This window comes from Mesorhizobium temperatum (genome assembly GCF_002284575.1).
Classification (GTDB): Bacteria; Pseudomonadota; Alphaproteobacteria; order Rhizobiales; family Rhizobiaceae; genus Mesorhizobium; species Mesorhizobium temperatum.
In genome coordinates this window covers 454,156-478,363 of record NZ_NPKJ01000068.1, presented here as the reverse complement: position 1 = coordinate 478,363, position 24,208 = coordinate 454,156, and the positions used below count along the sequence as shown (strand labels likewise).

23 protein-coding genes and 1 pseudogene are annotated in these 24,208 nt (G+C 64.1%); 16 read left to right on the top strand and 8 right to left on the bottom strand.

Annotated elements, in window-relative coordinates:
• The first annotated feature begins 99 nt into the window (after positions 1-99).
• Complete coding sequence (locus CIT26_RS28765) at positions 100-522, top strand: metallopeptidase family protein (RefSeq protein ID WP_095495668.1); 423 nt, start codon at positions 100-102, stop codon at positions 520-522.
• Between the two features lie 191 nt (positions 523-713).
• Here the strand turns inward: CIT26_RS28765 and CIT26_RS28760 are convergent, their stop codons facing one another.
• Both CIT26_RS28760 and CIT26_RS28755 read right to left on the bottom strand, forming a co-directional pair.
• Positions 714-920: a DUF1737 domain-containing protein gene (locus CIT26_RS28760; RefSeq protein WP_095495667.1), complete on the bottom strand. Its 207-nt coding sequence runs from the start codon at positions 918-920 to the stop codon at positions 714-716.
• 26 nt (positions 921-946) lie between these two features.
• Positions 947-1,816, bottom strand: a complete 870-nt coding sequence (locus CIT26_RS28755; protein ID WP_167391553.1) for an HpcH/HpaI aldolase/citrate lyase family protein — start codon at positions 1,814-1,816, stop codon at positions 947-949.
• A gap of 584 nt (positions 1,817-2,400) precedes the next feature.
• Between CIT26_RS28755 and CIT26_RS28750 the strand changes: the two genes are divergently transcribed.
• From CIT26_RS28750 to CIT26_RS28735, 4 genes are all read left to right on the top strand, one after another.
• A complete protein-coding gene (locus tag CIT26_RS28750; protein ID WP_095495666.1) occupies positions 2,401-3,945 on the top strand; it encodes a DUF4153 domain-containing protein in 1,545 nt (514 codons plus the stop codon).
• Positions 3,946-3,948: 3 nt separating this feature from the next.
• A complete protein-coding gene (locus CIT26_RS28745) occupies positions 3,949-4,644 on the top strand; it encodes a response regulator transcription factor (protein WP_095495665.1) in 696 nt (231 codons plus the stop codon).
• Between the two features lie 59 nt (positions 4,645-4,703).
• On the top strand, positions 4,704-6,203 hold the full coding sequence (locus CIT26_RS28740; RefSeq protein WP_167391567.1) for an ATP-binding protein: 1,500 nt from the start codon (positions 4,704-4,706) through the stop codon (positions 6,201-6,203).
• Between the two features lie 74 nt (positions 6,204-6,277).
• Positions 6,278-7,444 (top strand): NAD(P)/FAD-dependent oxidoreductase, encoded by a 1,167-nt coding sequence (locus CIT26_RS28735; protein ID WP_095495797.1) that lies wholly within the window; start codon positions 6,278-6,280, stop codon positions 7,442-7,444.
• A 227-nt stretch (positions 7,445-7,671) separates the two neighbouring features.
• On the opposite strand, the gene CIT26_RS28725 is transcribed toward CIT26_RS28735, so the two are convergent.
• Positions 7,672-8,097 (bottom strand): GNAT family N-acetyltransferase, encoded by a 426-nt coding sequence (locus CIT26_RS28725; protein WP_095495664.1) that lies wholly within the window; start codon positions 8,095-8,097, stop codon positions 7,672-7,674.
• A 152-nt stretch (positions 8,098-8,249) separates the two neighbouring features.
• On the opposite strand from CIT26_RS28725, the gene leuD reads away from it, so the two are divergent.
• Both leuD and CIT26_RS28715 read left to right on the top strand, forming a co-directional pair.
• Positions 8,250-8,855, top strand: a complete 606-nt coding sequence (gene leuD / locus CIT26_RS28720; RefSeq protein WP_095495663.1) for a 3-isopropylmalate dehydratase small subunit — start codon at positions 8,250-8,252, stop codon at positions 8,853-8,855.
• A gap of 61 nt (positions 8,856-8,916) precedes the next feature.
• Positions 8,917-9,847, top strand: a pseudogene (locus CIT26_RS28715) (hypothetical protein).
• Positions 9,848-9,963: 116 nt separating this feature from the next.
• Here CIT26_RS28715 and CIT26_RS28710 read toward each other — a convergent pair.
• Positions 9,964-10,758 (bottom strand): lytic murein transglycosylase, encoded by a 795-nt coding sequence (locus tag CIT26_RS28710; RefSeq protein WP_095495662.1) that lies wholly within the window; start codon positions 10,756-10,758, stop codon positions 9,964-9,966.
• A 265-nt stretch (positions 10,759-11,023) separates the two neighbouring features.
• On the opposite strand from CIT26_RS28710, the gene CIT26_RS28705 reads away from it, so the two are divergent.
• The 7 genes from CIT26_RS28705 to rpsP all read left to right on the top strand — a co-directional run bounded on the left by CIT26_RS28705 (position 11,024) and on the right by rpsP (position 18,140).
• Entirely contained in the window at positions 11,024-12,271 is a 1,248-nt protein-coding gene (locus CIT26_RS28705; protein ID WP_095495661.1) for a flavin monoamine oxidase family protein, read from the top strand.
• A 99-nt stretch (positions 12,272-12,370) separates the two neighbouring features.
• Positions 12,371-13,465, top strand: a complete 1,095-nt coding sequence (locus CIT26_RS28700) for a zinc-binding metallopeptidase family protein (RefSeq protein ID WP_095495660.1) — start codon at positions 12,371-12,373, stop codon at positions 13,463-13,465.
• Positions 13,466-13,528: 63 nt separating this feature from the next.
• Positions 13,529-14,128: a DUF1236 domain-containing protein gene (locus tag CIT26_RS28695; protein ID WP_095495659.1), complete on the top strand. Its 600-nt coding sequence runs from the start codon at positions 13,529-13,531 to the stop codon at positions 14,126-14,128.
• A 203-nt stretch (positions 14,129-14,331) separates the two neighbouring features.
• The gene (locus CIT26_RS28690; protein ID WP_095495658.1) at positions 14,332-15,297 is read left to right on the top strand and encodes a CPBP family intramembrane glutamic endopeptidase; all 966 of its coding nucleotides are present in this window, start codon (positions 14,332-14,334) and stop codon (positions 15,295-15,297) included.
• A gap of 359 nt (positions 15,298-15,656) precedes the next feature.
• Positions 15,657-17,294 carry a signal recognition particle protein gene (gene ffh / locus CIT26_RS28685; RefSeq protein ID WP_095495657.1) on the top strand — a complete coding sequence of 546 codons (1,638 nt, stop codon included), beginning with the start codon at positions 15,657-15,659 and terminating at the stop codon, positions 17,292-17,294.
• A gap of 7 nt (positions 17,295-17,301) precedes the next feature.
• Positions 17,302-17,628: a chorismate mutase gene (locus CIT26_RS28680; RefSeq protein ID WP_095495656.1), complete on the top strand. Its 327-nt coding sequence runs from the start codon at positions 17,302-17,304 to the stop codon at positions 17,626-17,628.
• A gap of 110 nt (positions 17,629-17,738) precedes the next feature.
• The gene (gene rpsP / locus CIT26_RS28675) at positions 17,739-18,140 is read left to right on the top strand and encodes a 30S ribosomal protein S16 (protein WP_027153676.1); all 402 of its coding nucleotides are present in this window, start codon (positions 17,739-17,741) and stop codon (positions 18,138-18,140) included.
• A gap of 80 nt (positions 18,141-18,220) precedes the next feature.
• Here the strand turns inward: rpsP and CIT26_RS28670 are convergent, their stop codons facing one another.
• From CIT26_RS28670 to CIT26_RS28660, 3 genes are all read right to left on the bottom strand, one after another.
• Positions 18,221-18,484, bottom strand: a complete 264-nt coding sequence (locus CIT26_RS28670; protein ID WP_095495655.1) for a YMGG-like glycine zipper-containing protein — start codon at positions 18,482-18,484, stop codon at positions 18,221-18,223.
• 153 nt (positions 18,485-18,637) lie between these two features.
• Positions 18,638-19,048 carry a DoxX family protein gene (locus CIT26_RS28665; protein ID WP_095495654.1) on the bottom strand — a complete coding sequence of 137 codons (411 nt, stop codon included), beginning with the start codon at positions 19,046-19,048 and terminating at the stop codon, positions 18,638-18,640.
• A gap of 124 nt (positions 19,049-19,172) precedes the next feature.
• Positions 19,173-20,078 (bottom strand): bestrophin family protein, encoded by a 906-nt coding sequence (locus CIT26_RS28660; protein ID WP_095495653.1) that lies wholly within the window; start codon positions 20,076-20,078, stop codon positions 19,173-19,175.
• 156 nt (positions 20,079-20,234) lie between these two features.
• Here CIT26_RS28660 and CIT26_RS28655 point away from each other — a divergent pair, with 156 nt between their 5' ends.
• A complete protein-coding gene (locus tag CIT26_RS28655) occupies positions 20,235-20,642 on the top strand; it encodes an ACT domain-containing protein (protein WP_095495796.1) in 408 nt (135 codons plus the stop codon).
• A 219-nt stretch (positions 20,643-20,861) separates the two neighbouring features.
• Here CIT26_RS28655 and CIT26_RS28650 read toward each other — a convergent pair whose 3' ends face one another.
• On the bottom strand, positions 20,862-21,896 hold the full coding sequence (locus tag CIT26_RS28650) for an aspartate-semialdehyde dehydrogenase (protein WP_095495652.1): 1,035 nt from the start codon (positions 21,894-21,896) through the stop codon (positions 20,862-20,864).
• Positions 21,897-22,331: 435 nt separating this feature from the next.
• Here CIT26_RS28650 and CIT26_RS28645 point away from each other — a divergent pair, with 435 nt between their 5' ends.
• A complete protein-coding gene (locus tag CIT26_RS28645; RefSeq protein ID WP_095495651.1) occupies positions 22,332-24,188 on the top strand; it encodes a DEAD/DEAH box helicase in 1,857 nt (618 codons plus the stop codon).
• Positions 24,189-24,208 lie beyond the last annotated feature (20 nt).

Below are 24,208 nucleotides of genomic sequence, written 5' to 3'. Positions count from 1 at the left end.
AGTCATGGGGAATTTATTCCTGCCCTCGCGTAGGCGGCAACCCGCCCATTTGCCGAGCCCGGCTCGAAAGCCTATATGCCGGGATCAGAAGGACAAAGCATGGCCCGCATCTACAAGACCCGCACCTGGCACGACCAGCTTTCGCCGTCGATGGAGGAAATGGAGTTCCTGGCGCTGGAAGCTTACGCCCATCTGCCGGAGGAGTTTCGCAAGCTGACCGGCGAGATCGTCATCCAGATCGCCGAATTCCCGACCGACGAGATCATGGACGATCTGTCGCTGGAAACGCCCTTCGATCTGCTCGGCCTGTTCGAGGGGCGCGGCATCGCCGAGCGCTGGAATCCGCAGACCGGCGAGGGGCCGAACCGCGTCACGCTCTACCGCCGCGCCATTCTCGACTACTGGGCCGAAAACGAGGAGACGCTGGGCGACATCGTCACCCATGTGCTGATCCACGAGATCGGCCATCATTTCGGCCTGTCGGACGATGATATGGAGCGGATCGAAGAGGCGGCGGAGTAGGCTGTGTTGATATTCAGGTGATGCCGGCCTGCGAACGGCAGTTCCCTGCGCTTCCGGTGCTCACGTACCCAAAGTACGCTCCGCTCCGGTTCTCGGGAAACCACCCAGTCTGGTCGCTTCGCGCCCGTCTTCGACTCCGGCGCGGCCTGACCTGAATCTCAACACACCCCTGCGTCGGAGCTTTGCAAAATCTACCAATCGCTGAGCTTGGTGTTGGGCCCGTATTCCTGACCCTCGATATCCTTCACCACGGCCTGGCCGCAGCGCATGGCCTTGGCCTCCATGTCGTAGGAATAGGTCGGCGAGCCGAACAGGTGCCAGCCCTTGTTCAGCGCTGCCGTCACCTTGTGGCAGAAGCTGGAATCGTCCGGACCGGACAGAAAGCGGTAGAGTTTCATTTTTCATTCCTGTCGTGAGTTGCCAATCATGCCCCGATGGCGGCCGCCTTCGCCAGCAGTTTTTCGGCCTGCGCCAGATGCAGCCGCTCGACCATTTTTCCATTCAGCGCAATCACTTGCCTGCCGGCATTTTCGGCAAGCGCGAAGGCCTCCTTCACCGAGCGCGCCTCGGCCACTGCTCCGGCAGATGGCGCGAAGGCCCGGTTCGCGGCATCGATTTGAGCCGGGTGGATCAGCGACTTGCCGTCGAACCCCATGGCGGCCGCTTCCCCGCATTCGCGCGCAAAAGCGTCCAGATCGCGAAAATCGTTGAAGACACCATCGAGCAGGTCGAGGCCGCCGGCGCGCGCGGCGAGCACCATCTGCATCAGCCACGGTGTGAGATAGCGCCGGTCGAGAATGCCGGTCTCCTTGACCAGATCGTTCGTTCCGGCAACGAAACAGACCAGCCGCGAGGCCGGATCGCGGCCAAGCTCGGCAATCGGTCCGATGTTGAGCAGAGCCTTGGGCGTTTCGATCATCGCCCATAGTTTCACCTCGTCGGGTGAAAAATTGTCGTCGAGGACGTCGCCGGATTCCAAAACATCGCGCGGCGTGTCGACCTTGGGCAGCAGGATGGCGTCGGGCACGCAGCGTGCCGCAGCCAGCAAATCGTCGGCGCCCCATTCGCTGGAGAGCGGGTTGATGCGAACGGCCATCTCGCAGCGCCGGCCGGGGCGATTGGCGAAGATGCCGGCCAGTTTTTCCCGCGCGGAAACCTTCTCGGCCGGGGCGACGGCATCTTCGAGATCGATGATGACGGCATCGCAGGCCAGCGACGAGATCTTGGCCAGCGCCTTGTCGTTCGAGGCCGGGACGTAAAGCACCGAGCGGCGCGGGCGGTAGGTTTCAGTCATCTCAGATCTATGCCGCCTGCGGCCGGTCGAGGCAAGCACGCAGGGCAATCGCTTCGGACAGTCATAGCTTGTATTGGATATGAGCCAATCGTCGAAGTTGGCGCCGCCCCTCATCGCCCTGCCGGCCACTTCTCCCCGTATAGTGACGGGGAGAAGTGGCTGGCGCAGCCTCGGCGCCATTCTTGCAACGCTGGTGATTGGCGAAACCGGCGATGAGAGCACCCCTCTCCCCGTCACTACACGGGGAGAGGATGCCGGCAGGCAGGTGAGGGGCAGCGCAAGCGCCCGGAAAGGGTGACGGGGCGGATTCAAACCTGAAGTGATTGCCTGACCTGCACGAAAACTGCATAAAACTCCCGAAAATCTCCTCCGACGCGCCCCGCTGCCCTCATTTCGGCCGGCGATACAGGCGGTATGCAAGAGCGAGAAAAGCCCCGTTGGTTCCTGCCTTATCGGCTCCGCAATGACGGTTGGTGGCTCGTCGATCCACCCCGGCCGCATGGTTCGGCGACCCTCTTCCCCTTCATCCGCAAATCTCCGGCCCGGTATGCCAGCCGGATCAAAGCCGCCGAGAAAATCCGATCATGACATCGTTCCTTACGGCCGCGCCGAGCTATTGCGCGCGATTCGGCGTTGCCGTTCTGCTTGCCGCGCTGGCGGATTTCTTCTTCTATGGGCAGCCCGTCGGCATCACGTTTTTCCTGTTCGGCATCACGCTTGCGGCCGCAGCCGCGGCGATCCAGCCGTCGGCGCTCAGCGCCCGCGGCCTCGGGTCCGCTGCCTTGCTTGTCGGGCTGCTGCCGCTTATCGAAAATGTCAGTGCGCTGTCCGTCGCGATCGGGCTGGTGGCGATGGCCGTCTTTGCGCTTTCGCTGGTCGGGCGGCTGCGGCGCGGCGCTGCCCGCATTGCCGGCCAGGTCGCGCTCTTCCTGCTCGCAGCACCCTTCCGGTTCGTCCACGATTTCTTCCGCTGGCGCAAGGCGGCACGGCGGTTGGGCCGGCGGCGCGTCCATGTTGCGGCGATCGCGGTCTGGATCATGCCGCTGACCCTGGGCGCAGTGTTTCTGGCGCTGTTCGGCGCCGCCAATCCGGTAATCGAATACTGGCTGTCGCTGATCGATCTCCTCGCACTGCTCGACCTCATCCAGCTGCCGCGGCTGGCCTTCTGGCTGTTCATGCTTGCCGGCGTCTGGGTCTTTCTGCGCCCGCGCCTGCCGCGCTTTTTGCGCCGCATTGCGCATCTTACGTTGCCTATCCCCCTCGGGGTGACGACGACAAAACCCGCCAAGGCTATCGAGGACATCGTCTTCGGCAAGGCCGCCATTCTTCGCGCGCTGGTCGTCTTCAACATCCTGTTCGTGGTGCAGACCGCACTCGACGCCACCTATCTGTGGGGCGGCGTCGCGCTTCCCGACGGGCTGACCTATGCCGCCTATGCGCATCGCGGCGCCTATCCCTTGATCGTCACCGCGCTGCTGGCCGCAGGTTTCGTCCTGGCGGCGTTGCGGCCGGGCAGCACGACCTCCGGCGATCCGTTCATCCGCCGGCTGGTCTATGTCTGGGTGGCGCAGAACATTGTTCTGGTCATCTCCTCGATCCTGCGCCTCGACCTCTATATCGGTATCTATGCGCTGACCTACTGGCGCGTCGCCGCGTTCGTTTGGATGGGATTGGTGGCGGCGGGTCTCGCCCTGATCATCGCCCGCATTGCGCTCGAAAAATCCAATGAATGGCTGCTTTCCGCCAATCTTCTGACGCTATCGGCGACGCTTTATGCCTGCTCGTTCATCAACTTTGCCGCACTGATCGCCAATTACAATGTCGAGCACTCATTCGAAATGACCGGCCAGGGCACCGAGCTCGATTTCTGGTATCTGCGTTCGCTCGGTCCCAGCGCCTGGCCGGCGCTCGATCGCTTCCTCGAGCATCAGGGCAACACGAATGCGGCCAGCGTTCCCTCCTACCGCGAACTCGCCCGTTTGCTTGGGCAGGACGAGGCCCGCTACCGCGCCGGCCAAGAAAACTGGCGCGCCTGGAGCTTTCGCGACTGGCGGCTCAGCCGCACTCTCGACACACGTGTCCCGTTCGTGGTTCCTCAGGGCTCCGAACCCTTCGTGCCGGGCCGCTGACTGATGCCGCATAACATCCTAGTCGCCGAAGACGATCCGCACATCCGCGAAATCATCTGCTTCGCACTCGAAAAGGCCGGCATGAAAACGGTTGCAGTAGCCGACGGCGCCGCCGCGTTGCAGGCGATCGAGCGCCGCGCGCCCGATCTTGTCGTGCTCGATATCGGCATGCCGGAGATGGACGGGCTGGAGGTCTGCCGGCGGCTGCGGCATCTATCCGATGTGCCGGTGCTGTTCCTGTCCGCGCGCGATGAAGAGATCGACCGCATCCTCGGGCTCGAAATGGGTGGCGACGACTATGTCACCAAGCCGTTCAGCCCGCGCGAGCTGGTCGCCCGCGTCAACGTCATCCTGCGGCGCGCTCGCCCGACAAAGGCCGAACAGGCCGACGACAGGCAATTCTCGCATGGCAGGCTGGCTTTGCTGCCGGCCAGCCACGCCGCCAGCTTCGACGGCAGGCCGCTGGTGCTGACCTCGATCGAATTCGCCATTCTGAAAGGGTTTCTGGCACGCCCGGCGCATGTGCTTGGGCGCGACATGGTGATGGCCAATGCCTATGCCGGCAACATCCATGTCGCCGACCGCACCGTCGACAGCCATATCCGCAACATCCGCGCCAAGCTGGCGGCGGCCGGCTGCACGGATGCGATCGAGACCGTGCATGGCGTCGGCTTCCGGCTGGGCAGGTGCGGCGCGTGACGGCCCAGAAATGGCGGCCGCGCCTCGCCACGGTCGTTGTTGCCATCCTGATCATGGTGATGGCGCTGCCGCTGGTCGGCCTGTTCTTCTTCCGGCTCTACGACAACCAGCTGATCCGCCAGACCGAGGCCGAGCTGATCGCGCAAGGTGCCGCCCTTGCCGCCATCTATGCGCAAGAGGTCCGCGCCGCCGGCATCCCGGCCGAGAGGCTCGGCGCGGTCGTGCCTGCCGACAGTGCCAGCGATCCGAACTCTCCCTACCGGCCGATCGAGCCGCGCCTCGATCTCGCCTCCGACAGGGTTCTGGCGACCCGGCCCGCGGCGACGGCCGCCATCGTCGATCCCGCCTTCGCGGCGATCGGGGCGCGGCTGTCGGGCATTCTTGCCGAGACGCAGAAAACCACGCTTGCCGGCTTTCGGCTGCTCGACGCGAAAGGCGTCGTCATCGCCGGGCGCGAAGAGGTCGGCCTGTCGCTCGGCGCTGTCGAGGAGGTTCGCCAGGCGCTGGCCGGCCGCTATGCCAGCGCGCTCCGGCAGAGGATCTCAGACGAGCCGCCACCATCGCTCTATTCGGTCAGCCGCGGCACAAGAGTCCGCGTCTTCGTCGCCCTGCCGGTCGCGGTCGGCGGCAAGGTCGCCGGCGTGGTCTATCTGTCGCGAACGCCGAACAACATCGTCAAGCATCTCTATGGCGAGCGCGGCAAGGTGGTGCTGGCGGCGATCGCCATCCTCGGCGGCACGCTGCTCATCGCCCTGGTCTTCCTGCGCGCCGTCAGCCGGCCGATCTACGCGCTGATGGAACGGACAAGGCGCATCGCCGCTGGCGACCGCGAAGCCATCAGGCCGCTCGACCATCACGGCACGCGCGAGATGGCAGCACTTTCCGATGCCTTCCTCGACATGGCCGAAAAGCTGCATGCGCGGTCGGACAGCATCCAGACCTTCGCCACCCATGTCTCGCACGAGCTTAAATCGCCGCTGACGGCGATCCAGGGTGCGGCCGAACTGCTGCGCGATTCCGGTAGCGCAATGGACGAGGCCGAGCGGCGGCGCTTTTCGGACAATATCGTCACCGATGCCGAACGGCTCAACCTTCTGGTGCGCCGTCTGCTCGACCTGGCGCGCGCCGAGAATCTCGCGCCCGGCGGCGAAAGCATATCGATTGGCGCCGCGCTGGCGCTGCTGCCGGCCGAGGACAGGCTGGCAATTCGTGTCGAGGCCGGCGGCGAGATCGGGCTGCGCATCTCGGCCGAGAACGCGGCGATCGTGCTTGCCAATCTCATCGACAATTCGGCGCGGCATGGCGCGACGCTCGTTTCCATTACGGCGGCGAGTACGGACGGCAAGGCGATTGTCCAACTGAGCGACGACGGCGCCGGCATTTCGCCCAGCAACCGGGCGCGCATCTTTGAGCCATTCTTCACCACGCGCCGCGATTCAGGCGGCACCGGCATGGGCCTCGGCATCGTACTGGCCCTCCTGAAAGCGCATGATGGCACGATCCGGCTGGTTGACTCCGAGCGCGGCACGCGCTTCGAGATCATCCTGCCGGCTGTATGAATTGGAGCGTGATCTTTTCCGAAAACCGGTACCCGCTTTTCGGAATCATACTCTGGAACTGGAGAATCGAAAAAGTGCGCTACGACGTCGTCATCATCGGTGGAGCCATCGTCGGCTCCTCGATCGCCTATTATCTGCGCGAAGAAGGCTTTTCGGGCTCGATCGCGCTGGTCGAGCGCGACCCGCAATTCACCCATTCGGCAACGACGCTGTCCTGCGCTTCGATCCGCCAGCAGTTTTCGATTCCCGAGAACATCCGCCTGTCGCAGTTCACGCTGAAACTGTTCCGGCGGCTGACGGAAGAATTCGGGGCCGACGCCGATATCGGCTTTCGCGAGGGCGGCTATCTCATCCTTGCCGGCGAGAACGGATTGCCGATCCTTAAGGCCAACCACGAGACGCAGTTGGCCGAGGGCGCCGACATCGTGCTTGAGGATGCGGAGGCGCTCGTCCGCCGGTTTCCATGGCTGTCGGCGGAGGGCATCACCGCCGGCGCCTATGGCCGCACGGGCGAGGGCTGGTTCGACGCGCATGCGATGCTGATGCTGTTCCGCAAGGCGCTGCGCGAGAAAAAGATCGATTTCGTCACCGCTGATGTGACCGGCATCGAGCGGCAGGGCGACCGCGTCACCAGCGTCAGCCTCGACAATGGCGAGCGGCTTGAGGCCGGCATCGTCGTAAACGCCGCCGGGCCGAATGCCGGCAAGGTTTCTGCGATGGCCGGACCGGCGCTGCCGGTGGAACCGCGCAAGCGCAACGTCTTCATCTTCGAGGCGCGCGAGAAATATGACGACATGCCGCTGCTGGTCGATCCGACCGGCATCTATGTCAGACCGGAGGGCTCGGTCTACATCACCGGCGGGGCCGAACCGGAAGAGGGCGACGGCCCTGCCGATCCCGACGATTTCGAGCCCGACTGGCCGCTGTTCGAAGAGGTGATCTGGCCGGTGCTGGCGACCCGCATTCCCGCCTTCGAAGCGATCAAGCCGACGCGCGCCTGGGCCGGCCATTACGACTACAACACGCTCGACCAGAACGCGGTGATCGGCCCGCATCCGCAGGTGCAGAATTTTCTCTTCGCCAATGGTTTTTCCGGACACGGCCTGCAGCAGGCGCCGGCCGTCGGCAAGGCGCTGGCCGAGCTGATCGTGCATGGCGGCTACCGCACGGTGGACTGCTCGGCGTTTGGGTATGAGCGCGTCGCCGAGGGACGGGCTTTCAGGGAATTGAATGTGATCTGAGGGAAAGGCGGCGATCGCTCCGCGATTTTTGATGCTGGAGGGACAGCGCCCCCCTCTGTCCTGCCGGACATCTCCCCCACGAGTGGGGAGATTGGCTGTCACCACCGCTTTCGCCAACCTCCTTCGTCGCAGGGGGGAGCGGGGCGCTGAAACTGCTAATCTCCCCCCGTGTGGGGGAGATGTCCGCCAGGACAGAGGGGTGCGCGAAGGATCGCGACAGGCGACCGTCAGCGCTCGCGGCCGAACCAGAACGCGTCGGGCATGCGCGCCATGCCGATCCGCTCGTAGAAGCCGACGGCATCGGGCACGGAAATCAGTGAGATGGCGACGGATGGTCCGAGCTGCCGCCGCGCTTCGTCGAGCAGACCCTTGCCGATGCCGAGCCCTTGCGCCGATTTGCAAACGGCGAGCTCGGAAATATAGCACACCCATGAGAAGTCGGTGATGCCTCGGGCGAGGCCAATCAGCGGCTTGCCAGGCGCATCGAGGCGCGCCGTCAACACCAGATCTGCATTGGCAAGCATCGCCTTCAGACGGACGCCGTCATCGATGGGTCGAGTGACGCCGAGGCCGGATTCCACCAGCACGCGGCGGAACTCGGCTGCGTCGAGGGCCGGTTCGCTGGCGTAGAGGACTTTGGGACGTGTTGTCATGCCGGCCAAGGTGCACCATAGGGCGGCAACTTTGAAGCGGTCTGTGCTCCAGGACCAGGGCCAGCCGAAAACAGCCGCCTTTTATTTGCCCGCAGCTTTGTGTAAACCGGGCGCCAACACATCCCCGCAGCGAAAGAAGACGGGCAAAGACCATGGAAAAATTCACCAAGCTCACCGGCGTTGCCGCGCCGATGCCGATCGTCAATGTCGATACCGACATGATCATCCCCAAGGATTATCTCAAGACGATCAAGCGCACTGGGCTCGGCAGCGGGCTGTTCGCCGAAATGCGCTACAAGGACGACGGTTCGGAAAATCCGGATTTCGTGCTCAACAAGCCCGCCTATCGCAAGGCGCAGATTCTGGTCGCCGGCGACAATTTCGGCTGCGGTTCGAGCCGGGAGCACGCGCCGTGGGCGCTGCTCGATTTCGGCATCCGCTGCGTCATCTCGACCTCGTTCGCCGACATTTTCTACAACAACTGCTTCAAGAACGGCATCCTGCCGATCACCGTCAGCCCCGAGGATCTGGAGAAGCTGATGGACGACGCCTCGCGCGGCTCCAACGCAACGGTGTCGGTCGACCTCGAAGCCAAGGAAATCCGCGGACCGGACGGCGGGATGGTCAAGTTCGACCTCGACGATTTCAAGCGGCACTGCCTGCTCAACGGGCTCGACGACATCGGCCTGACCATGGAGAAGGCCGGCGCCATCGCCTCGTTCGAGGAGCGGAACGCCCAGCTGCGTCCCTGGGCCTGAACGGTACGATGATCCCGGCCGCGACAGGCCGGGTTCGTGGCGGCTGAACGGAGGGACAGTCATGACACGTTCGCTTCTTGCCGGCGCCTGCGCGCTGGCGTCGATTCTGATGCCGGTGGCTGGCGCGCATGCACAGACCGACATGGTGCTCGTGCCGGCTGACGATGCCTCCGGCGGGGCCGCCGACCTGGGCGCGTCGAGCAATGCGGCCCTAGCCGACGATGACAGCCAAGCACCGGTCCCGTTCGAGAGTGGGCAGCTGACCATCACCCAGCAGGAAGAGTATGGCGAGAAGGTGCTGGCCTATGACGGCAAGCAGCTGGCCAGCAATTACGAGGTGTCCTTCGACAGGATCGTCAAGGTCGGCGGGGTCAACGTCGCGCTGGTCGATGTCGGCGATGGCGGCAACCAGTGCGGCCCGGCCACGGTGATCGTCTGGAAGCCAGAAGGCGGCACCATCCAGAGCACCACGGTCGAGCAGGATGAATGCGGCGCACCGCCGGCTGCGATCTCCGACAGCGCCATCTATTTCGTGCCCTATCTGCTGCCGGGCGTTTCCAAGCCGGCGCTGCAATGGTCGCCGACGGACGGGCTGACGACTTCCGGCAATCTCACCTATATGCCGGAGCCCGGCACTGACTGGAAAGACGTCGATCCGTCGAAATACGATAACATCGTCGACGCCTTCCACAACGAGGCCGTCTACAGGCTGGCCGAGACGCTGCTCGGCAAGGAGATGCCCGAGATGGCGACCAGCCTGCTGGTCGGCGGCGGCACCGAGAAAACCGCCTCGGGCGCCTTTTATGCCAGCGGCTGCGTGCCGCACGATTGCGGCGGCAATGACGGCTTCATGGCGGTCGATCCGGCCAACCACAAGCTTCTATTTCGCCCGCCGGGGCGACAAGCCCGAGCCGGACGTGTGGCCAGCTGTGAACACGTGGCCCGCCGAGGTCAGGGAAGCGATGGACAAGGCGCTCGGCTCGCCGAATTAGCTTCTCTGCTTCGCGCCTTCGTTCCCGAGGCGGGGCCGAGCGGGGCAGTCGTGATCTTAGAGCATCGACAAAAAACCCGGCGCATGGCCAGGCTTTCCGTCGACTAGGAATTTCTATCAATCGCCATCGATCGCCGTGGCGATGCGGGCGATGGCCTGTTGATAGTTGCTCGCGTCATTCCAGCCGGCAATTGCACCGAGATTCGCCTGCGCGCTGGCACCCGCCTGCCAACCATGAGCCTTGAGGAAGTTGGCGGTGGAAGCCAACGCAGTGGCCTTGTCGCGCAGATTTCCGCTGCCGACCCCGTATTTCAAAACATTTCCGGGCAGGAACTGCGTATGGCCAATCTCGCCATGCATAGCGCCGACCGACGAGGCGCTCAACGCTCCGCGATCAACCAGCTTCAGGGCTGCAACAGCATGCGGGTAAAAGAACTCCGGGCGGCGGCAATCATAGGCAAGCGTTACAATGGCAGAGACCGTATTCTGCTTGCCCAAGAAGGAACCGAAGCCAGTCTCCATACCCCAGATGGCGAGCAACACACCCGGCGTCACGCCGTAGGTCCGTTCGATCTTGTCGAACAGCGCCGCGTTCGACTTCTTCAGCGAACGGCCCTTGGAAATGATCGTGGACGCGCCACGGCGCTTCATGAAAGCTTCCACCGAGCCACCGAAAGCCTTGTGGATAGCGCGGTCGGCGGCGATCGTCCTTTTTGCGTAGGTCGCGTTAGCCAGAGCGGCCAGACCCTTCGAGCCTACACCGTTGGCCTTGGCCTCCGCGGCGAACTCAGCCTTCCACGCTTCGAAGCCCGCGCCATTATTGCCGCACTGGGCGGCCTGTGCCGCTGTTGCCGCCGCAAGCATCATCAATGCTGCCGCCGCGAAAATCTTCCCCTTGGCAAAAAATGCCATGTTTTTCTCCTGGTTGCCTGGATCTTGTCCCAAATATGAATTTGCCAGCGAAACGCCCGCTTGTCACCGTTGGAGCGACGTGCGCCCACTTGGACGCAGTACGTTCCAACACTTTACAATCTGCGCATCGTGCTTCCGAAAATCGGCACCGATTTTCGAGCCGATGCGCTAAGAACTCGTTTACGCATCGCCGCCGCAGCGCTGGCGAATGCCGGACAACTTGCTTACGATCAAGTAATTATTGTGGCGGGGGGCTAGAATATTCATGGAAGACGTTGACGTCGTGATCATCGGCGCCGGCTCGGCGGGACTTTCCGCCGCCAAGACCCTGCGTGCGGCCGGCCTTTCCTTCAAGCTGTTCGAAGCGATGAACCGTATCGGCGGCCGCGCCTGGACCAGCGATCAGCATTTCGGCGTTCCTTTCGACATCGGCTGCGCCTGGCTGCACGCGGCCGACCGAAATCCCTACTTCCCCGAGGCGCAAGCTGCCCGCTGGACGCTTCATCATCACGACATGAATATCGACCACCTCTATTATCGCAACCGAAAGGCGAGCGAGGACGAAGAGGCCGCAGTGAAGGCGGCCGATATCAGGCTGTTCGAGCTGCTGGCGGCGCATGAGGTCAAGGTTGGTGACGACGACCGTCTTTCGGCGTTGCTCGCCAAGGGCCATGCGCCGCGCGCCGCCGCCACCTTTGCCGGGCCGATGGACTTTGGCGCCGACGAGGACGAGATATCGATCCGCGACTTTCAGGCCGCCGCCGATCTCGATCCGAACTACTTCACCAAGGAGGGGTTCGGCGCGCTGGTCGCCCGTTTCGGCGCCGACGTGCCGGTCGAGCTGTCGACGCCGGTGCGGAAAATCGTCTGGGACGTGCCCGGCGTCGCCTGCGTCACCGATCGCGGCACCATCCGCGCCAAGGCGGCCATCGTCACCGCCTCGCCGGCGGTGCTCGCCTTCGAGGAGATCGAATTCGCGCCGGCGCTGCCCGACACGCATTTCGCTGCCTTCTTCGACCTGCCGATGGGCATGCTGACCAAGCTGCCGGTTGAGATCAGGGGCACAAGGCTCGGGCTGGCGCCCTTCGACGACCTGCTGATCGAGCGGCTGGCCAGGCACGACATCTACTTCCTCTGCTTTCCCTTCGACCTCGACCTGATGGTCGGCTTCGTCGGCGGTGATTTTGCCTGGGAGATGTCGGCGGCGGGCGAGGCGGCAGGCGTCGACTTCGTCGTCGACCGGCTGTGCGCCATCTTCGGCGGCGATGTGCGAAAACATATCGGGCGCGCCATGATGACCAATTGGGGCGGCGAGCGGTTCGTGCGCGGCGCCTATGCGGCGGCCCGACCCGGCCGTTCGCAGGCGCGCGCCACGCTGATGCAACCGGTGGCGGAAAAAATCTTCTTCGCCGGCGAGCATCTGGCCGGTCCGCTGATGCAAACCTGCGGCGGCGCCAGGCTATCGGGCGAGGCGGTGGCGAGAACGGTCGCCGCCCAGCTTGCGGAAAAATAGCAACGGCAGGAACGCCAGCCGCCGACAGGCGTTTGGGCGATATGCCGCTCCGCACTATATCCGGGCTGATGATTTGAGACCTGGTGATTTGAGATTGGTATGAAGCTCTTCGATTGCCCGCATTGCGGCCACCGCCTCTATTTCGAGAACGCCCAGTGCCTGAACTGCGCCAGCTCCGTGCTCTACGATCCCGGGCATGCGCGCTTCGTGCTGTCCGGCGCCGGCGGCGTTTTCCAGTGCACCAATGCCGACGAGTGCGCCTGCAACTGGATGGCTGAACCTGGCCGTGCCTTCTGCCGCGCCTGCGTGCTGAACCAGTTGATCCCGGACCTTTCAGTCGAGGGCAACCGCCGTCGCTGGATTCGCGTCGAAGCGGCAAAGAAGCGGGCAATCTATTCGCTGCTCGCCGCCGGACTGCCGGTCGCGCCCAAGCAGAACGCCGGCGACGAGGCCGGCCTCGCCTTCGACTTCCTCGCCGATCCGATAGGCGGTCCGGGTGGCGAGCGTATCCTGACCGGCCATGACAACGGCCTGATCACACTCAATGTCGCCGAGGCGGACTCCGCCGAGCGCGAAAGACGGCGCGTCGAGATGGGCGAGAACTACCGCACTTTGCTCGGCCATTTCCGCCACGAACTCGGCCACTATTACTGGGACCGCCTGATCCGCGACGACCCGCAACGGCTTGCCGCCTTCCGTGCATTGTTCGGCGACGAGCGCACCGATTACGAGCACGCGCTGAAGGCCTACCATGCCAATGGCGCGCCGCCCGACTGGCAGCAGGACCACATTTCCGCCTATGCCACGTCCCATCCCTGGGAGGACTGGGCCGAGACATGGGCACACCATCTGCACATCACCGATACGCTGGAGATGGTGCATGCGCTGAATTTCCCGCTCGGCCGGCTGGAAACCGTGGAGGCCAACGACCTGTCGCGGGGCGACACTGGCGGCGAGCTGCAACCGGCGCCGTCGGAACCTGCCGCCGTTCCCGAACCGTTCGAAAAGATCCTGGCCCGCTGGCTGGTGCTGTCGGAAGCGTCGAACTCGATCAACCGCTGCATGGGCCTGCCGGACCTCTATCCCTTCGTCATCTCGGAGGTGACGGCCCAGAAGCTGGCCTTCGTCCACGACCTCCTGACCGGTGTCGTGAAAGAAACCGGAACAAAACGTGAGCCGGCCGAGGCGTTTTAGCCGGAACGCATGAGGCGTTGTTTCGTTTTCGTTCGCGAGGGACCATCAAAACGGAGCGAAACCATGAAGCGCATACTGTTTCCTGCTGTCGCCGGAGCGCTTGTCGCGATATCCGGCACAGCCTTGGCCGATACCGCCGTCTCGGCTGTCGCCGATCTCAACATTCGCGCCGGCCCCGGCCCGCAATATCCGGTCATTGGCGTGCTCGCCGCCGGCCAGTCGGCAACGCTTGATGGCTGCATCCAAAACAGCAAATGGTGCACCATAGCCGAGGCCAATGGCCAGGGCTGGATCTATTCCGACTATGTGACGGCCGATTTTGGCGGCAACGAGGTCGTCCTGACCCGGCGCCCGGCCGACGCAGACATTACCATCGTCGAAGCGCCCGCCGACGTCGACGATCCCGACATCTATACCGGAGCGATCGTCGCTGGCGAGCCGATCGAGCCGATCAGGCGGCCGCCGGCCGAAGTCCGCACCTATATCGAGACCAACCGGGTCGACCCGGTCTATCTCGAGGGCGAGGTGGTTACCGGCGCGACCTTACCCGACACCGTCGAGTTGCGCGAGATTCCGGACTATGACTACCGCTATGTCTATGTGAACGGTCAGCCGGCACTGGTCGATCCCGGCACCCGACGCATCATGTACGTCGAGCGCTGACATCAGCAAGCAATCAGGTGGCCGCCCGGCAAGAGCCAACGGCGGCCGCCTCTGTCCGATATCGTTAACCTGAGCTTCGTGCTGGAGCGGCGTGCCCGCCGCTCCAGCCTTTTGTTCGAGCATCTGATTTTCCCAAAACCGGTTCCACTTTTGGGTCCGATGCTCTAGATCATGCGACCCGATGCATCAGGCAAGGAACCCGCGTGACGATCGATCCTGCCGCCTTCGAGCATTATCGGCGCTCTCCCAACGCCAAGACGACCCTGCCGCGGCTCCTGCTCGGAACGGCGATCGTCGTCCTGTTCTGGGTCGCGACAACCATGGCCGTGCTGTTCGGCGGCGCCTATCTATTTGTTATCTGGCAGGCATCGTCTGGCACCCCGATAGAAGGAGGGGCGGTACAGAATTTCATGGCCTCGCCCGCCGGAATCCTCGCCGCGCTCGCCTCCTTTGCCGGAATCTGGCTCGGCCTGTGGGCTGCCATGCGCTGGGTCCATCGCGAGCCGCTGATGGCGCTGATCGGTACCAGCCGCCGCGTTTCGCGCTCGGGATTTCTTAGGGGATTGGCCGCGGTGCTGATCACATCGCTGCTCTCCGAAATCCTGCTCTATCTCTTGCAGCCCGACATTGCACGCGGTGCGATCGGCCTGTCGTCCTGGCTGCTGTTCCTGATCCCGATCGCTGCGCTGGCCCTGCTGCAGACCTCGTCCGAAGAGGTGCTGTTTCGCGGCTATCTCCTCAGGGGCCTGGCCAACCGGTTTCAAAATCCCTTCATCTGGGCATTGCTGCCAGCGCTTCTGTTCACTTCGATGCATTGGAGCCCAAGCTCGACGGCCGCCATCAACGCTTGCGTGCTGGCCTCGATCGCCGCTTTTGCGCTGCTCCTGACGCTTGTAGTCTATGCCACGGGCAATCTCGGCGCGGCCTTCGGCGCCCATCTCGGCAACAATCTGACTGGTTTCCTGCTGATTTCGCACCAGCAAAGCTACAATTCCTTCGCCCTGTTCAACGCCAAGCCGCTCGAAGGCCCCGGCTGGACGACGCTTGATGCCGTCCTCATCGCGGCGATCGGCATCGTCTGCAGCCTGTTGACTGTTCTGCTGCTGCTGCATCCGCGCTCGCCGCTGAAGGTCGGGCCGGATAAGGCGGAGTCGGAAGAAAACGCCTGATGTCACTATACGGGGAGATGTGCCCGGCAGGGCGATGAGGGGCAGCGCAAACCTGAAGCGATTGGCCATCGCTTTTTGTCCGCACCTTGACTCCGCGGCCGATTTCCTGTCTACACGCCGCGAATTCCGCGACGAGTATCCCTCCGAGCAAGCCGACCGGGACGCCGAAGCCTGTTTGAGGTGACGTGCTGTAAATCGATCCTGGAGGCCAACATCCGGCAGCGCTGTGCGCCCCCGGGTGCTTTTTGGCTTTGGGCTTTTGCCCGGGCTGGCTTTGTTTGGGCTGGCTTTGAGTTGGATACTGGGCGCGAACGCATTACCTCTCGGATCGAACCCGAACCGAGATTGAAGGAAGACGGATGTTTGAATCCCTTCAGGAGCGCCTTGGCTCCATCCTGAACGGCCTTACCGGCCGCGGTGCCCTGTCCGAAGCCGATGTCTCGGCGGCGCTGCGCGAGGTGCGCCGTGCGCTGCTCGAGGCCGACGTGGCGCTGGAAGTGGTGCGTTCCTTCACCGACAAGGTGCGCGAGAAAGCCGTCGGCGCCGCCGTGCTGAAGTCGATCAAGCCCGGCCAGATGGTCGTCAAGATCGTCCATGACGAGCTAGTCGAGATGCTGGGCGCCGAGGGCGTCGCCATCGACCTCAATGCACCGGCTCCGGTCGTCATCATGATGGTCGGCCTGCAAGGTTCCGGCAAGACCACGACATCGGCCAAGATCGCCAAGCGCCTCACCGAGCGTCAGAACAAGAAGATCCTGATGGCCTCGCTCGACACGCGGCGTCCCGCCGCGCAGGAGCAGCTCCGTCAGCTCGGCGAGCAGGTCAAGGTCGCCACGCTGCCGATCGTCGAGGGCCAGACGCCGGTCGACATTGCCCGCCGCGCCGTGCAGGCGGCAAAGCTCGGCGGCCATGACGTCGTCATCCTCGACACCGCCGGCCGCACCCATATCGACGAGCCGCTGATGGTCGAGATGGCCGACATCAAGAAGGTGTCGTCGCCGCACGAAATCCTTTTGGTCGCCGATTCGCTGACCGGCCAGGACGCCGTCAATCTGGCGAAAAGCTTCGATGAGCGCGTCGGCATCACCGGGCTGGTGCTGACCCGCATGGATGGTGATGGGCGTGGTGGTGCCGCACTTTCCATGCGCGCCGTCACCGGCAAGCCGATCAAGCTGATCGGCACCGGCGAGAAAATGGACGGGCTGGAGGAATTCCATCCCAAGCGCATCGCCGACCGCATCCTCGGCATGGGCGACATCATCAGCCTGGTCGAAAAGGCTGCCGAAAACATCGACGCCGAGCAGGCGGCGGCGATGGCCAAGAAGATGCAGTCGGGCAAGTTCGACCTGAACGACCTTGCCGGCCAGCTTCAGCAGATGTCGAAGATGGGCGGTATGGGCGGCATCATGGGCATGATGCCGGGCATGGGCAAGATGAAGGACCAGATGGCTGCCGCCGGTCTCGACGACAAGATGTTCGGCCGCCAGCTCGCCATCATCTCGTCAATGACCAAGGCCGAGCGCGCCAACCCCGATATTCTGAAGCACTCGCGCAAGAAGCGCATCGCCGCCGGCTCCGGCACCGATGCGGCCGAGATCAACAAGCTCCTGAAGATGCATCGCGGCATGGCCGACATGATGAAGGCGATGGGCGGCAAGGGCAAAGGCGGTGGCCTGATGCGCGGCATGATGGGCGGCCTGGCCCAGAAGATGGGCCTCGGCGGCATGATGCCTGGGGGTATGGGAGGCATGGGTGGCCCGGGCGGCATGATGGGCGGCGGCATGCCGGACCTGTCCAAGATGGACCCCAAACAGCTCGAAGCCTTGCAGAAGCAGGCGCAGGCAGCCGGTCTCGGCGGCATGAAGGGCCTGCCCGGTAGTCTTCCTGGGGGTGGCGGCCTGCCTGGGCTGCCCGGCGGCATGAAGCTTCCTGGTCTGCCGGGACCTGGCGGCGGCCTGCCAATGCTCGGCAAGAACGGCCCCGGCAAGAAGAAGTGAGGGCGCCATGAACGAAGAGAAGGACATGGCCGACGCTCGTGCGGCGCTGGTCGACTACCGCGCCTCGATCGACAACATCGATGCAGCGCTCATCCACATGCTGGCCGAGCGCTTCCGCTGCACCAAGGCGGTCGGCGAGCTGAAGGCATCGCATGGCCTGCCGCCGGCCGATCCGGCACGCGAGCAGCAGCAGATCGCCCGCCTTCGCCAACTGGCGAAGGACGCCCATCTCGACCCGGATTTCGCGGAGAAATTTCTGAACTTCGTCGTCCGTGAAGTGATCCGGCATCACGAGCATATCGCCGCATCCAACGGCGTAACGAAAACCGGCTGAGGACCAGTGCGTGTCGCCCAAAAGTGCGCAGCGGTTTTGGGACAACGACATGCATAAAGACAACAGTCATAACCCCGATCAACGAAAATCAGAATTTTAGGAGAAAGAAAATGCCACTGAAAATCCGACTGGCCCGTGCGGGCTCGAAGAAGCGTCCCTATTACCACGTCGTCGTCGCCGACGCCCGTTCGCCGCGCGACGGCCGTTTCATCGAGTCGCTCGGCTCGTGGAACCCGCTGCTGCCCAAGGACGGCGAGCGGGTCAAGGTCGACGCCGACCGCGTCAAGCATTGGCTCTCGCACGGCGCCCAGCCGACCGACCGCGTGCTGCGCTTCCTCGACGAGGCCGGCATTGCCAAGCGTGAGGCCCGCTCCAACCCGAAGAAGGCCGAGCCCGGCAAGAAGGCGCAGGAACGCGCCGCACTTCTGAAGAAGGCGCAGGACGATGCAGCCGCCGCTGTTGCCGCCGCGGCAGCCGCGCCGGCCGAGGCGGAAGCCGCGACCGCCGAATAATCTGCTTTTTATCCCCTACGAAACGGCGGGCGCCTTTGTCCGCCGTTTTGCTGTTTCGTCCGACTTATGACGCGGCCCGATCAATAGCCTTCAGGGCAGCGGGCGATGTAGACACGCCCATCGCGACCGCGATAGCGGCACCGGCCGGGTTCGGTAGCACGACCGATCAGTGCGCCGGCGAGGGCGCCGACAGCACCACCGACCACCGCACCTTCAACTGCGTCATCGGCCACTGCAGCACCGACCGCCGCGCCGCCCAGGCCACCGACCGCAGCGCCCTGTTCTGTCCGGGAACAGGCTGCGAGCGAGGTTGCCAGTACCATCAGGACTACCAGTTTCTTCATCGTCGTTCCTCTCAACCGGGGTTTTCCGTCCTCGCCGCCACATCTTCTAACTCGCAACCGGGCGATTTGATCCAAAGACAAAGAAGAAGGGCGGCGGCAGACGGCGCCTTCTCTGGCGGCGTGACCGCCATCGAACGGCTTTTGAAGTCGCCGCTATCGGTTGAACTGGATCAGCGCTCGCATCCTGGGGTTGCGCAGGAAAAGGCCGCCCCACAAGATGAAGCCGAGATAGACGCCGAACAGTGTGTGCGAAAACAGCGGGCTGCCGATACGTAAATGCGTCGCGATGGCGCCACCGAGGTAGGCGGTGAGCAGGATGGCGCCAAGCACCGAGGTGCGCGGCACCGCATAGAGCGCGGTCGAGACCAGTCCGATGATGCCGAGCATGCGCGAGACATTGGGATCGGCCGGCCAGCCGAGTTGCACCATAGTCTGGGTGACGACATCGAGCGGCGGCAGCTTGATGACGCCGTCGAAGATCATGAACAGCACGATGAGGGCGCTGAGCCCTCGGCCGGTCCACAGCGCGCCCGGCGTGACGGATGCAGTTTGAGACATGGTCATTGGTCCTCCGGTTGTTTCGAGCCCTCTTCGCCAGGGTCGAACCAAGGACGCGGCGTGAGGCGGCGATCCGACACGCCTACGATCTTTTGAGCGCACGGTGCTGCGATGAACGCGGGAACAAACCCTAGGAAAAATAATATTTTTCGGCAGGGATCATTTTCGGCGGCGACTCGTCGAGCGCCTCGAACACCGAGATTTCACAGACGCGGCACAGGCCGTCGAGGGCGAGATCGTTGGCCTCGGTGCCGAATGGGTCCTCGAGTTCCTCCGAAAGCGCGTCGAGGCCGAAGAAGGTGTAGGCGATCAGCGCCGTGAACAGCGGCGTCGCCCAGCCGGCAGTCGATGCGAGCCCAAACGGCAGCAGCAGGCAGAAGATATAGGCGGTGCGCTGCAGGAGCAGCGTATAGGCAAACGGAAGCGGTGTTCCCATGATGCGCTCGCAGCCGGCCTGCGCTGCCGCGATTTGCGACAGGCGCTCGTCGAGGATGCGGTAGCCCATAACATCGATCGCGCCGGCCCTGTACAGCGCGCCGGCTCGCTCGCCCATCCGCCGCACCATGGCATCGGGCGCGTTGGCCGCCTTGGCGGCACTTTCGGCCTCTTCGCCGATGAACGCGCGTGCCTCGGTGGTGGCGTCGACCCGCCGAAGCAGGCCGCGCAAAAAGTGGCAGAAGGCGATCGCCTCCATCAGCAGGCCGCGCAGTTCCGCCCGGTTTTCGATCAGCCCGGTGCTGGCGCGCGCCAGATTGCGAATGTCGAAGACAAGCTGGCCCCACAGCTTGCGCGCCTCCCACCAGCGGTCATAGGCGGCATTGTTGCGGAAGCCGAGATAGATCGACAGCGCCACACCGAGCAAGGCGAACGGCGCGGGGCCGGCATTGCCGAAGTCGAGCTTCAGTGCCCTGACCGCCAGCACCACCAGCGCGCCATAGACGCCGAAGCCGAAGATCTGCGGCAGGATGCGCGGCACCACCGAGCCGCGCATGATGAAGAACAGATGCAAGAATCCCGGGCGCGGGCGAACGATCATCGAAACCCCTTTCACGGACCGGCAATGATCCTGATCGGTTCCATTGTGCGACGCAATACACGCACAAGCCCAACCGCCAGCGACATGGCGATGTCGTCTTGCCGGCCTGGGGCCGAGCACGTTATCGAAAGTCCGCAAGACATTCGGGAGCAATCGATGGCCGGCGAGACCGATCTGAAGAAACTGCTGGCAACGATGACGCCGGAATTGCGTCCCGGCATCCACGTCTTCGCCACACTGCCGCGCGATGCGCCCGTATCGGTCAGCCTCGAGCCGGTGATGCTGTTTCGCGAGCGCGAGGGGACGACGGTGATCGCGCTAGAGGAGGAAGCCGAGGCCGCTGACCTGGAGATCGTGTTTCGCTGCCGCATGGTGACGCTGAACATCCATTCGTCGCTGGAGGCGGTAGGCTTCCTCGCCGCCATCACCACGCGTCTTGCCGCCGCCGGCATGGGCGTCAATCCGGTCTCGGCCTTCTACCACGACCATCTGTTCGTCCCGGCCGACCGGGCGGAGGAGGCGGTCGCGATATTGACGAAGCTGGCGGAAGAGAATCGTGGGTGAGGCGGGCGCCTTGTGTCTGGAAATGTGGGCGCTGCCCTCATCCCCCTGCGGGGACCTTCTCCCCGTAAAACGGGGAGAAGGGGCTAACCGGCCGAAGGCCGAGCCCGCGACTGCGGGCCGCCGGTTGACCGGCGCCCCGCGGAGGGCCTGCCGCGGCAGCGGCGATGCGGCCCGTGAGCGAGAATTTAAATCGGCCGAAGGCCGAGCCGTGAGCGAGAATCAAGCCGCCTTCTTCTTCGGCTGGATCAGCCCGCGCTCGATCAGCAATTCGGCGATCTGCACGGCGTTGAGTGCCGCGCCTTTGCGCAGATTGTCGGAGACGATCCACATCGACAGGCCGTTGTCGATGGTCGAATCCTCGCGGATGCGAGAGATGAAGGTGGCGTCCTCGCCTGCCGAGTCCAGCGGCGTGATGTAGCCGCCGTCCTCGCGCTTGTCGAGAACCTGGCAGCCCGGCGCTTCGCGCAGGATCTCACGTGCTTCCTCGGCGGTGATCGGCTTTTCGAACTCTATGTTGACCGCTTCCGAATGGCCGATGAACACCGGCACGCGCACGCAGGTCGCCGTCAGCTTGATCTTGGGGTCGAGCATCTTCTTGGTCTCGGCGACCATCTTCCACTCTTCCTTGGTGAAGCCGTCGTCGAGGAAGACGTCGATATGCGGGATGACGTTGAAGGCGATGCGCTTGGTGAACTTCTTGACGTCGACCTGGTCGGCGACGAATACGGCGCGGGTCTGCGTGAACAACTCGTCCATGCCTTCCTTGCCGGCGCCGGAGACCGATTGATACGTGGCGACGACGACGCGCTTGATGGTGGCGAAGTCATGCAGCGGCTTCAGCGCCACGACCAGCTGCGCCGTCGAGCAGTTCGGGTTGGCGATGATGTTCTTGCGCGTGAACAGCGAAATCGCGTCCGGGTTCACTTCCGGCACGATCAGCGGCACGTCCTGATCGTAGCGGAAGGCCGACGAGTTATCGATGACGACGCAGCCCTGCTTGCCGATCTTCGGCGACCATTCTTTCGAGACGTTGCCGCCGGCCGACATGATGCAGATGTCGGTGTCGGAAAAATCATATTGGTCGAGCGCTCTGACCTTCAGCGTGCGGTCGCCGAACGACACTTCCGTGCCTTGGCTGCGCCGCGAGGCCAGCGCCACCACTTCGCTCACCGGAAAGCCGCGCTCTTCCAGTATGTTGAGCATTTCCCGGCCCACATTGCCCGTGGCGCCGACGATTGCAACCTTGAAACTCATCGAAATCTCCTGTCCTCTCCGCTCGGTTTTGGAGAAAACCCGCCGGCCGATGCGGGTTTCAACCCCCGGGCCGGACCCGGGAGAGGGTGGTTAGGCCAAGGGAATCAGACCGTTTTAGTGGTCGTTTTAGCCGTAGTTTTGCTGGAACGAGGAGACGCGCCGACACGCCCGGCCCAATGGTTCGCATTGCGGCCGGGAAAGTCGAATGCAAGAAGCGCCATCAAAAGGCCGCGCATCGAAACTATCCCGTTCGGTGCCGGCTTTTACGCGGTTTGCGTAAAGAGTCAATCGCGACGAGGCGAGGCGGCTTGCCCTGTACAATGGCGGCGGCGCGAAGTACGAACAATTGGATCGTTAGGCTCGTGGCGCTCCTGGCGCTCGCCGACGGATGACCCATTGCCGGGCAAAAAAGAATCCGAATTCCGAAAGAAGCATATGTCCAACTTCGAAGCACTTGTCCCCGCGCTGGCAAAGGCGCTGGAAAAACGCGGCTATGTCGAGCTGACACCGGTACAGAAGGCGGTTCTCGAGCTCGGGCAGGCCGATGCGCTGGTTTCGGCGCAGACCGGCTCCGGCAAGACCGTCGCCTTCGGGCTCGCCCTGGCGCCGACCCTTCTCGATGGCGCCGAGCGCTTTTCCCACGCCGCAGCACCGCTGGCGCTGGCCGTGGCGCCGACGCGGGAATTGGCCCTGCAGGTGACGCGCGAGCTCGAATGGCTCTACGAACTGACCGGCGCAGCGATAGCGTCCTGCGTCGGCGGCATGGACATGCGCACCGAGCGGCGCGCGCTGGAACGCGGCGCCCATATCGTCGTCGGCACGCCCGGCCGGCTGCGCGACCACATCACCCGCAACTCGCTCGACATGTCGGCGCTCAAGGCCGTCGTGCTCGACGAGGCCGACGAGATGCTCGATCTCGGCTTTCGCGAGGATCTGGAATTCATCCTCGACGCCGCGCCCGCCGAGCGCCGCACGCTGATGTTTTCGGCCACCGTGCCGCGCTCCATCGCCACGCTGGCCAAGGGCTACCAGCGCGATGCGGTACGCATCTCGGCCTCCGGCGAGGAAAAGCAGCACCTCGACATCGAATACCGGGCGCTGAGCGTGGCCCAAGCCGACCGGGAGAACGCCATCATCAACGTGCTGCGCTACTACGAGGCGAAGAACGCACTGGTGTTCTGCAACACCCGCGCTGCCGTCAATCACCTGACCGCGCGCTTCAACAACCGCAACTTTTCCGTCGTCGCGCTTTCGGGCGAGCTGAGCCAGAACGAGCGCAGCCACGCGCTGCAGGCGATGCGCGACGGCCGCGCAAAAGTCTGCATCGCCACCGACGTGGCGGCGCGCGGCATCGACCTGCCCAATCTTGAACTGGTGATCCACGCCGACCTGCCGACCAATCCGGAGACGCTTCTGCACCGTAGCGGGCGGACCGGACGGGCGGGACGCAAAGGCGTCAGCGCGCTGATCGTGCCCAACAATGCTCGCAGGCGCACCGAACGGCTGCTGCAAAGTGCCGGCCTTGCGGCGACATGGGCAAGCCCGCCTTCGGCCGACGACGTTCTGCGCCGCGACGACGAGCGCATCCTCGCTGACCCGGCCTTCGCCGAACCTGTGACGGACGATGAGCGCGGTTTCGTCAACGCGCTTCTCGACCAGCGTGGCGCCGAACTGGTGGCGGCCGCCTTTGTGCGGATGTGCCGCTCCAGCCGCTCGGCGCCCGAGGATCTCCTTGACGTCGCATCGTTCACGCCGTCAGGCGACAGGCCCTCTGGCGATCGATCCGCCCGTCGCGACGAGGCGCCAAGCCGCCGCGACGATTTCGGCGACAGCGTCTGGTTCTCGCTGTCGGTGGGGCGCCGGCAGAATGCCGAGCCGCGCTGGCTGATCCCGATGCTGTGCCGGACAGGCGGCATCTCCAAGCGCGAGATCGGCGCCATCAAGATGCAGCCGGAGGAAACCTTCGTGCAGATCGCGGCGGATTGGGCCGACCGGTTTCTCCAGGCGATCGGCCCCGACCGCAAGCTGCAGAACAACATCGCGGTGAAGCGGCTGGACGGCACGCCCGACCTGTCGCGGGCCGGCTATCAGGAGCCACGGCCGGACAAGAAGCCACACCGTGGCAAGCGGACGTTCGACCAGAACGCGCCCAAATTCGAGAAGCGCGCACCGTCAGCCGATCAGCGCCCCGCCGCGTTCGAGGCAAAGCCCTGGGCCGGGAAGGCAAGCAAGCCGAAATTCGACAAGACCGGCCCCGCCAAGAACAAGAAGCCGAAGAAGCGGCCGGCTTAGCGATTTGCCGGCATCGTTGG

Bases quoted from the DNA above. Each gene is read 5' to 3' on its own strand.
- CIT26_RS28660 (WP_095495653.1), bottom strand. From the start codon at position 20,078: ATGATCGTTCGCCCGCGCCCGGGATTCTTGCATCTGTTCTTCATCATG.
- CIT26_RS28745 (WP_095495665.1), top strand. From the start codon at position 3,949: ATGCCGCATAACATCCTAGTCGCCGAAGACGATCCGCACATCCGCGAA.
- CIT26_RS28740 (WP_167391567.1), top strand. From the start codon at position 4,704: ATGGCGCTGCCGCTGGTCGGCCTGTTCTTCTTCCGGCTCTACGACAAC.
- CIT26_RS28670 (WP_095495655.1), bottom strand. From the start codon at position 18,484: ATGAAGAAACTGGTAGTCCTGATGGTACTGGCAACCTCGCTCGCAGCC.
- CIT26_RS28725 (WP_095495664.1), bottom strand. From the start codon at position 8,097: ATGACAACACGTCCCAAAGTCCTCTACGCCAGCGAACCGGCCCTCGAC.
- CIT26_RS28765 (WP_095495668.1), top strand. From the start codon at position 100: ATGGCCCGCATCTACAAGACCCGCACCTGGCACGACCAGCTTTCGCCG.
- CIT26_RS28750 (WP_095495666.1), top strand. From the start codon at position 2,401: ATGACATCGTTCCTTACGGCCGCGCCGAGCTATTGCGCGCGATTCGGC.
- CIT26_RS28695 (WP_095495659.1), top strand. From the start codon at position 13,529: ATGAAGCGCATACTGTTTCCTGCTGTCGCCGGAGCGCTTGTCGCGATA.
- CIT26_RS28710 (WP_095495662.1), bottom strand. From the start codon at position 10,758: ATGGCATTTTTTGCCAAGGGGAAGATTTTCGCGGCGGCAGCATTGATG.
- leuD (WP_095495663.1), top strand. From the start codon at position 8,250: ATGGAAAAATTCACCAAGCTCACCGGCGTTGCCGCGCCGATGCCGATC.
- rpsP (WP_027153676.1), top strand. From the start codon at position 17,739: ATGCCACTGAAAATCCGACTGGCCCGTGCGGGCTCGAAGAAGCGTCCC.
- CIT26_RS28665 (WP_095495654.1), bottom strand. From the start codon at position 19,048: ATGACCATGTCTCAAACTGCATCCGTCACGCCGGGCGCGCTGTGGACC.
- CIT26_RS28655 (WP_095495796.1), top strand. From the start codon at position 20,235: ATGGCCGGCGAGACCGATCTGAAGAAACTGCTGGCAACGATGACGCCG.
- CIT26_RS28645 (WP_095495651.1), top strand. From the start codon at position 22,332: ATGTCCAACTTCGAAGCACTTGTCCCCGCGCTGGCAAAGGCGCTGGAA.
- CIT26_RS28755 (WP_167391553.1), bottom strand. From the start codon at position 1,816: ATGACTGAAACCTACCGCCCGCGCCGCTCGGTGCTTTACGTCCCGGCC.
- CIT26_RS28650 (WP_095495652.1), bottom strand. From the start codon at position 21,896: ATGAGTTTCAAGGTTGCAATCGTCGGCGCCACGGGCAATGTGGGCCGG.
- CIT26_RS28705 (WP_095495661.1), top strand. From the start codon at position 11,024: ATGGAAGACGTTGACGTCGTGATCATCGGCGCCGGCTCGGCGGGACTT.
- ffh (WP_095495657.1), top strand. From the start codon at position 15,657: ATGTTTGAATCCCTTCAGGAGCGCCTTGGCTCCATCCTGAACGGCCTT.
- CIT26_RS28760 (WP_095495667.1), bottom strand. From the start codon at position 920: ATGAAACTCTACCGCTTTCTGTCCGGTCCGGACGATTCCAGCTTCTGC.
- CIT26_RS28700 (WP_095495660.1), top strand. From the start codon at position 12,371: ATGAAGCTCTTCGATTGCCCGCATTGCGGCCACCGCCTCTATTTCGAG.
- CIT26_RS28680 (WP_095495656.1), top strand. From the start codon at position 17,302: ATGAACGAAGAGAAGGACATGGCCGACGCTCGTGCGGCGCTGGTCGAC.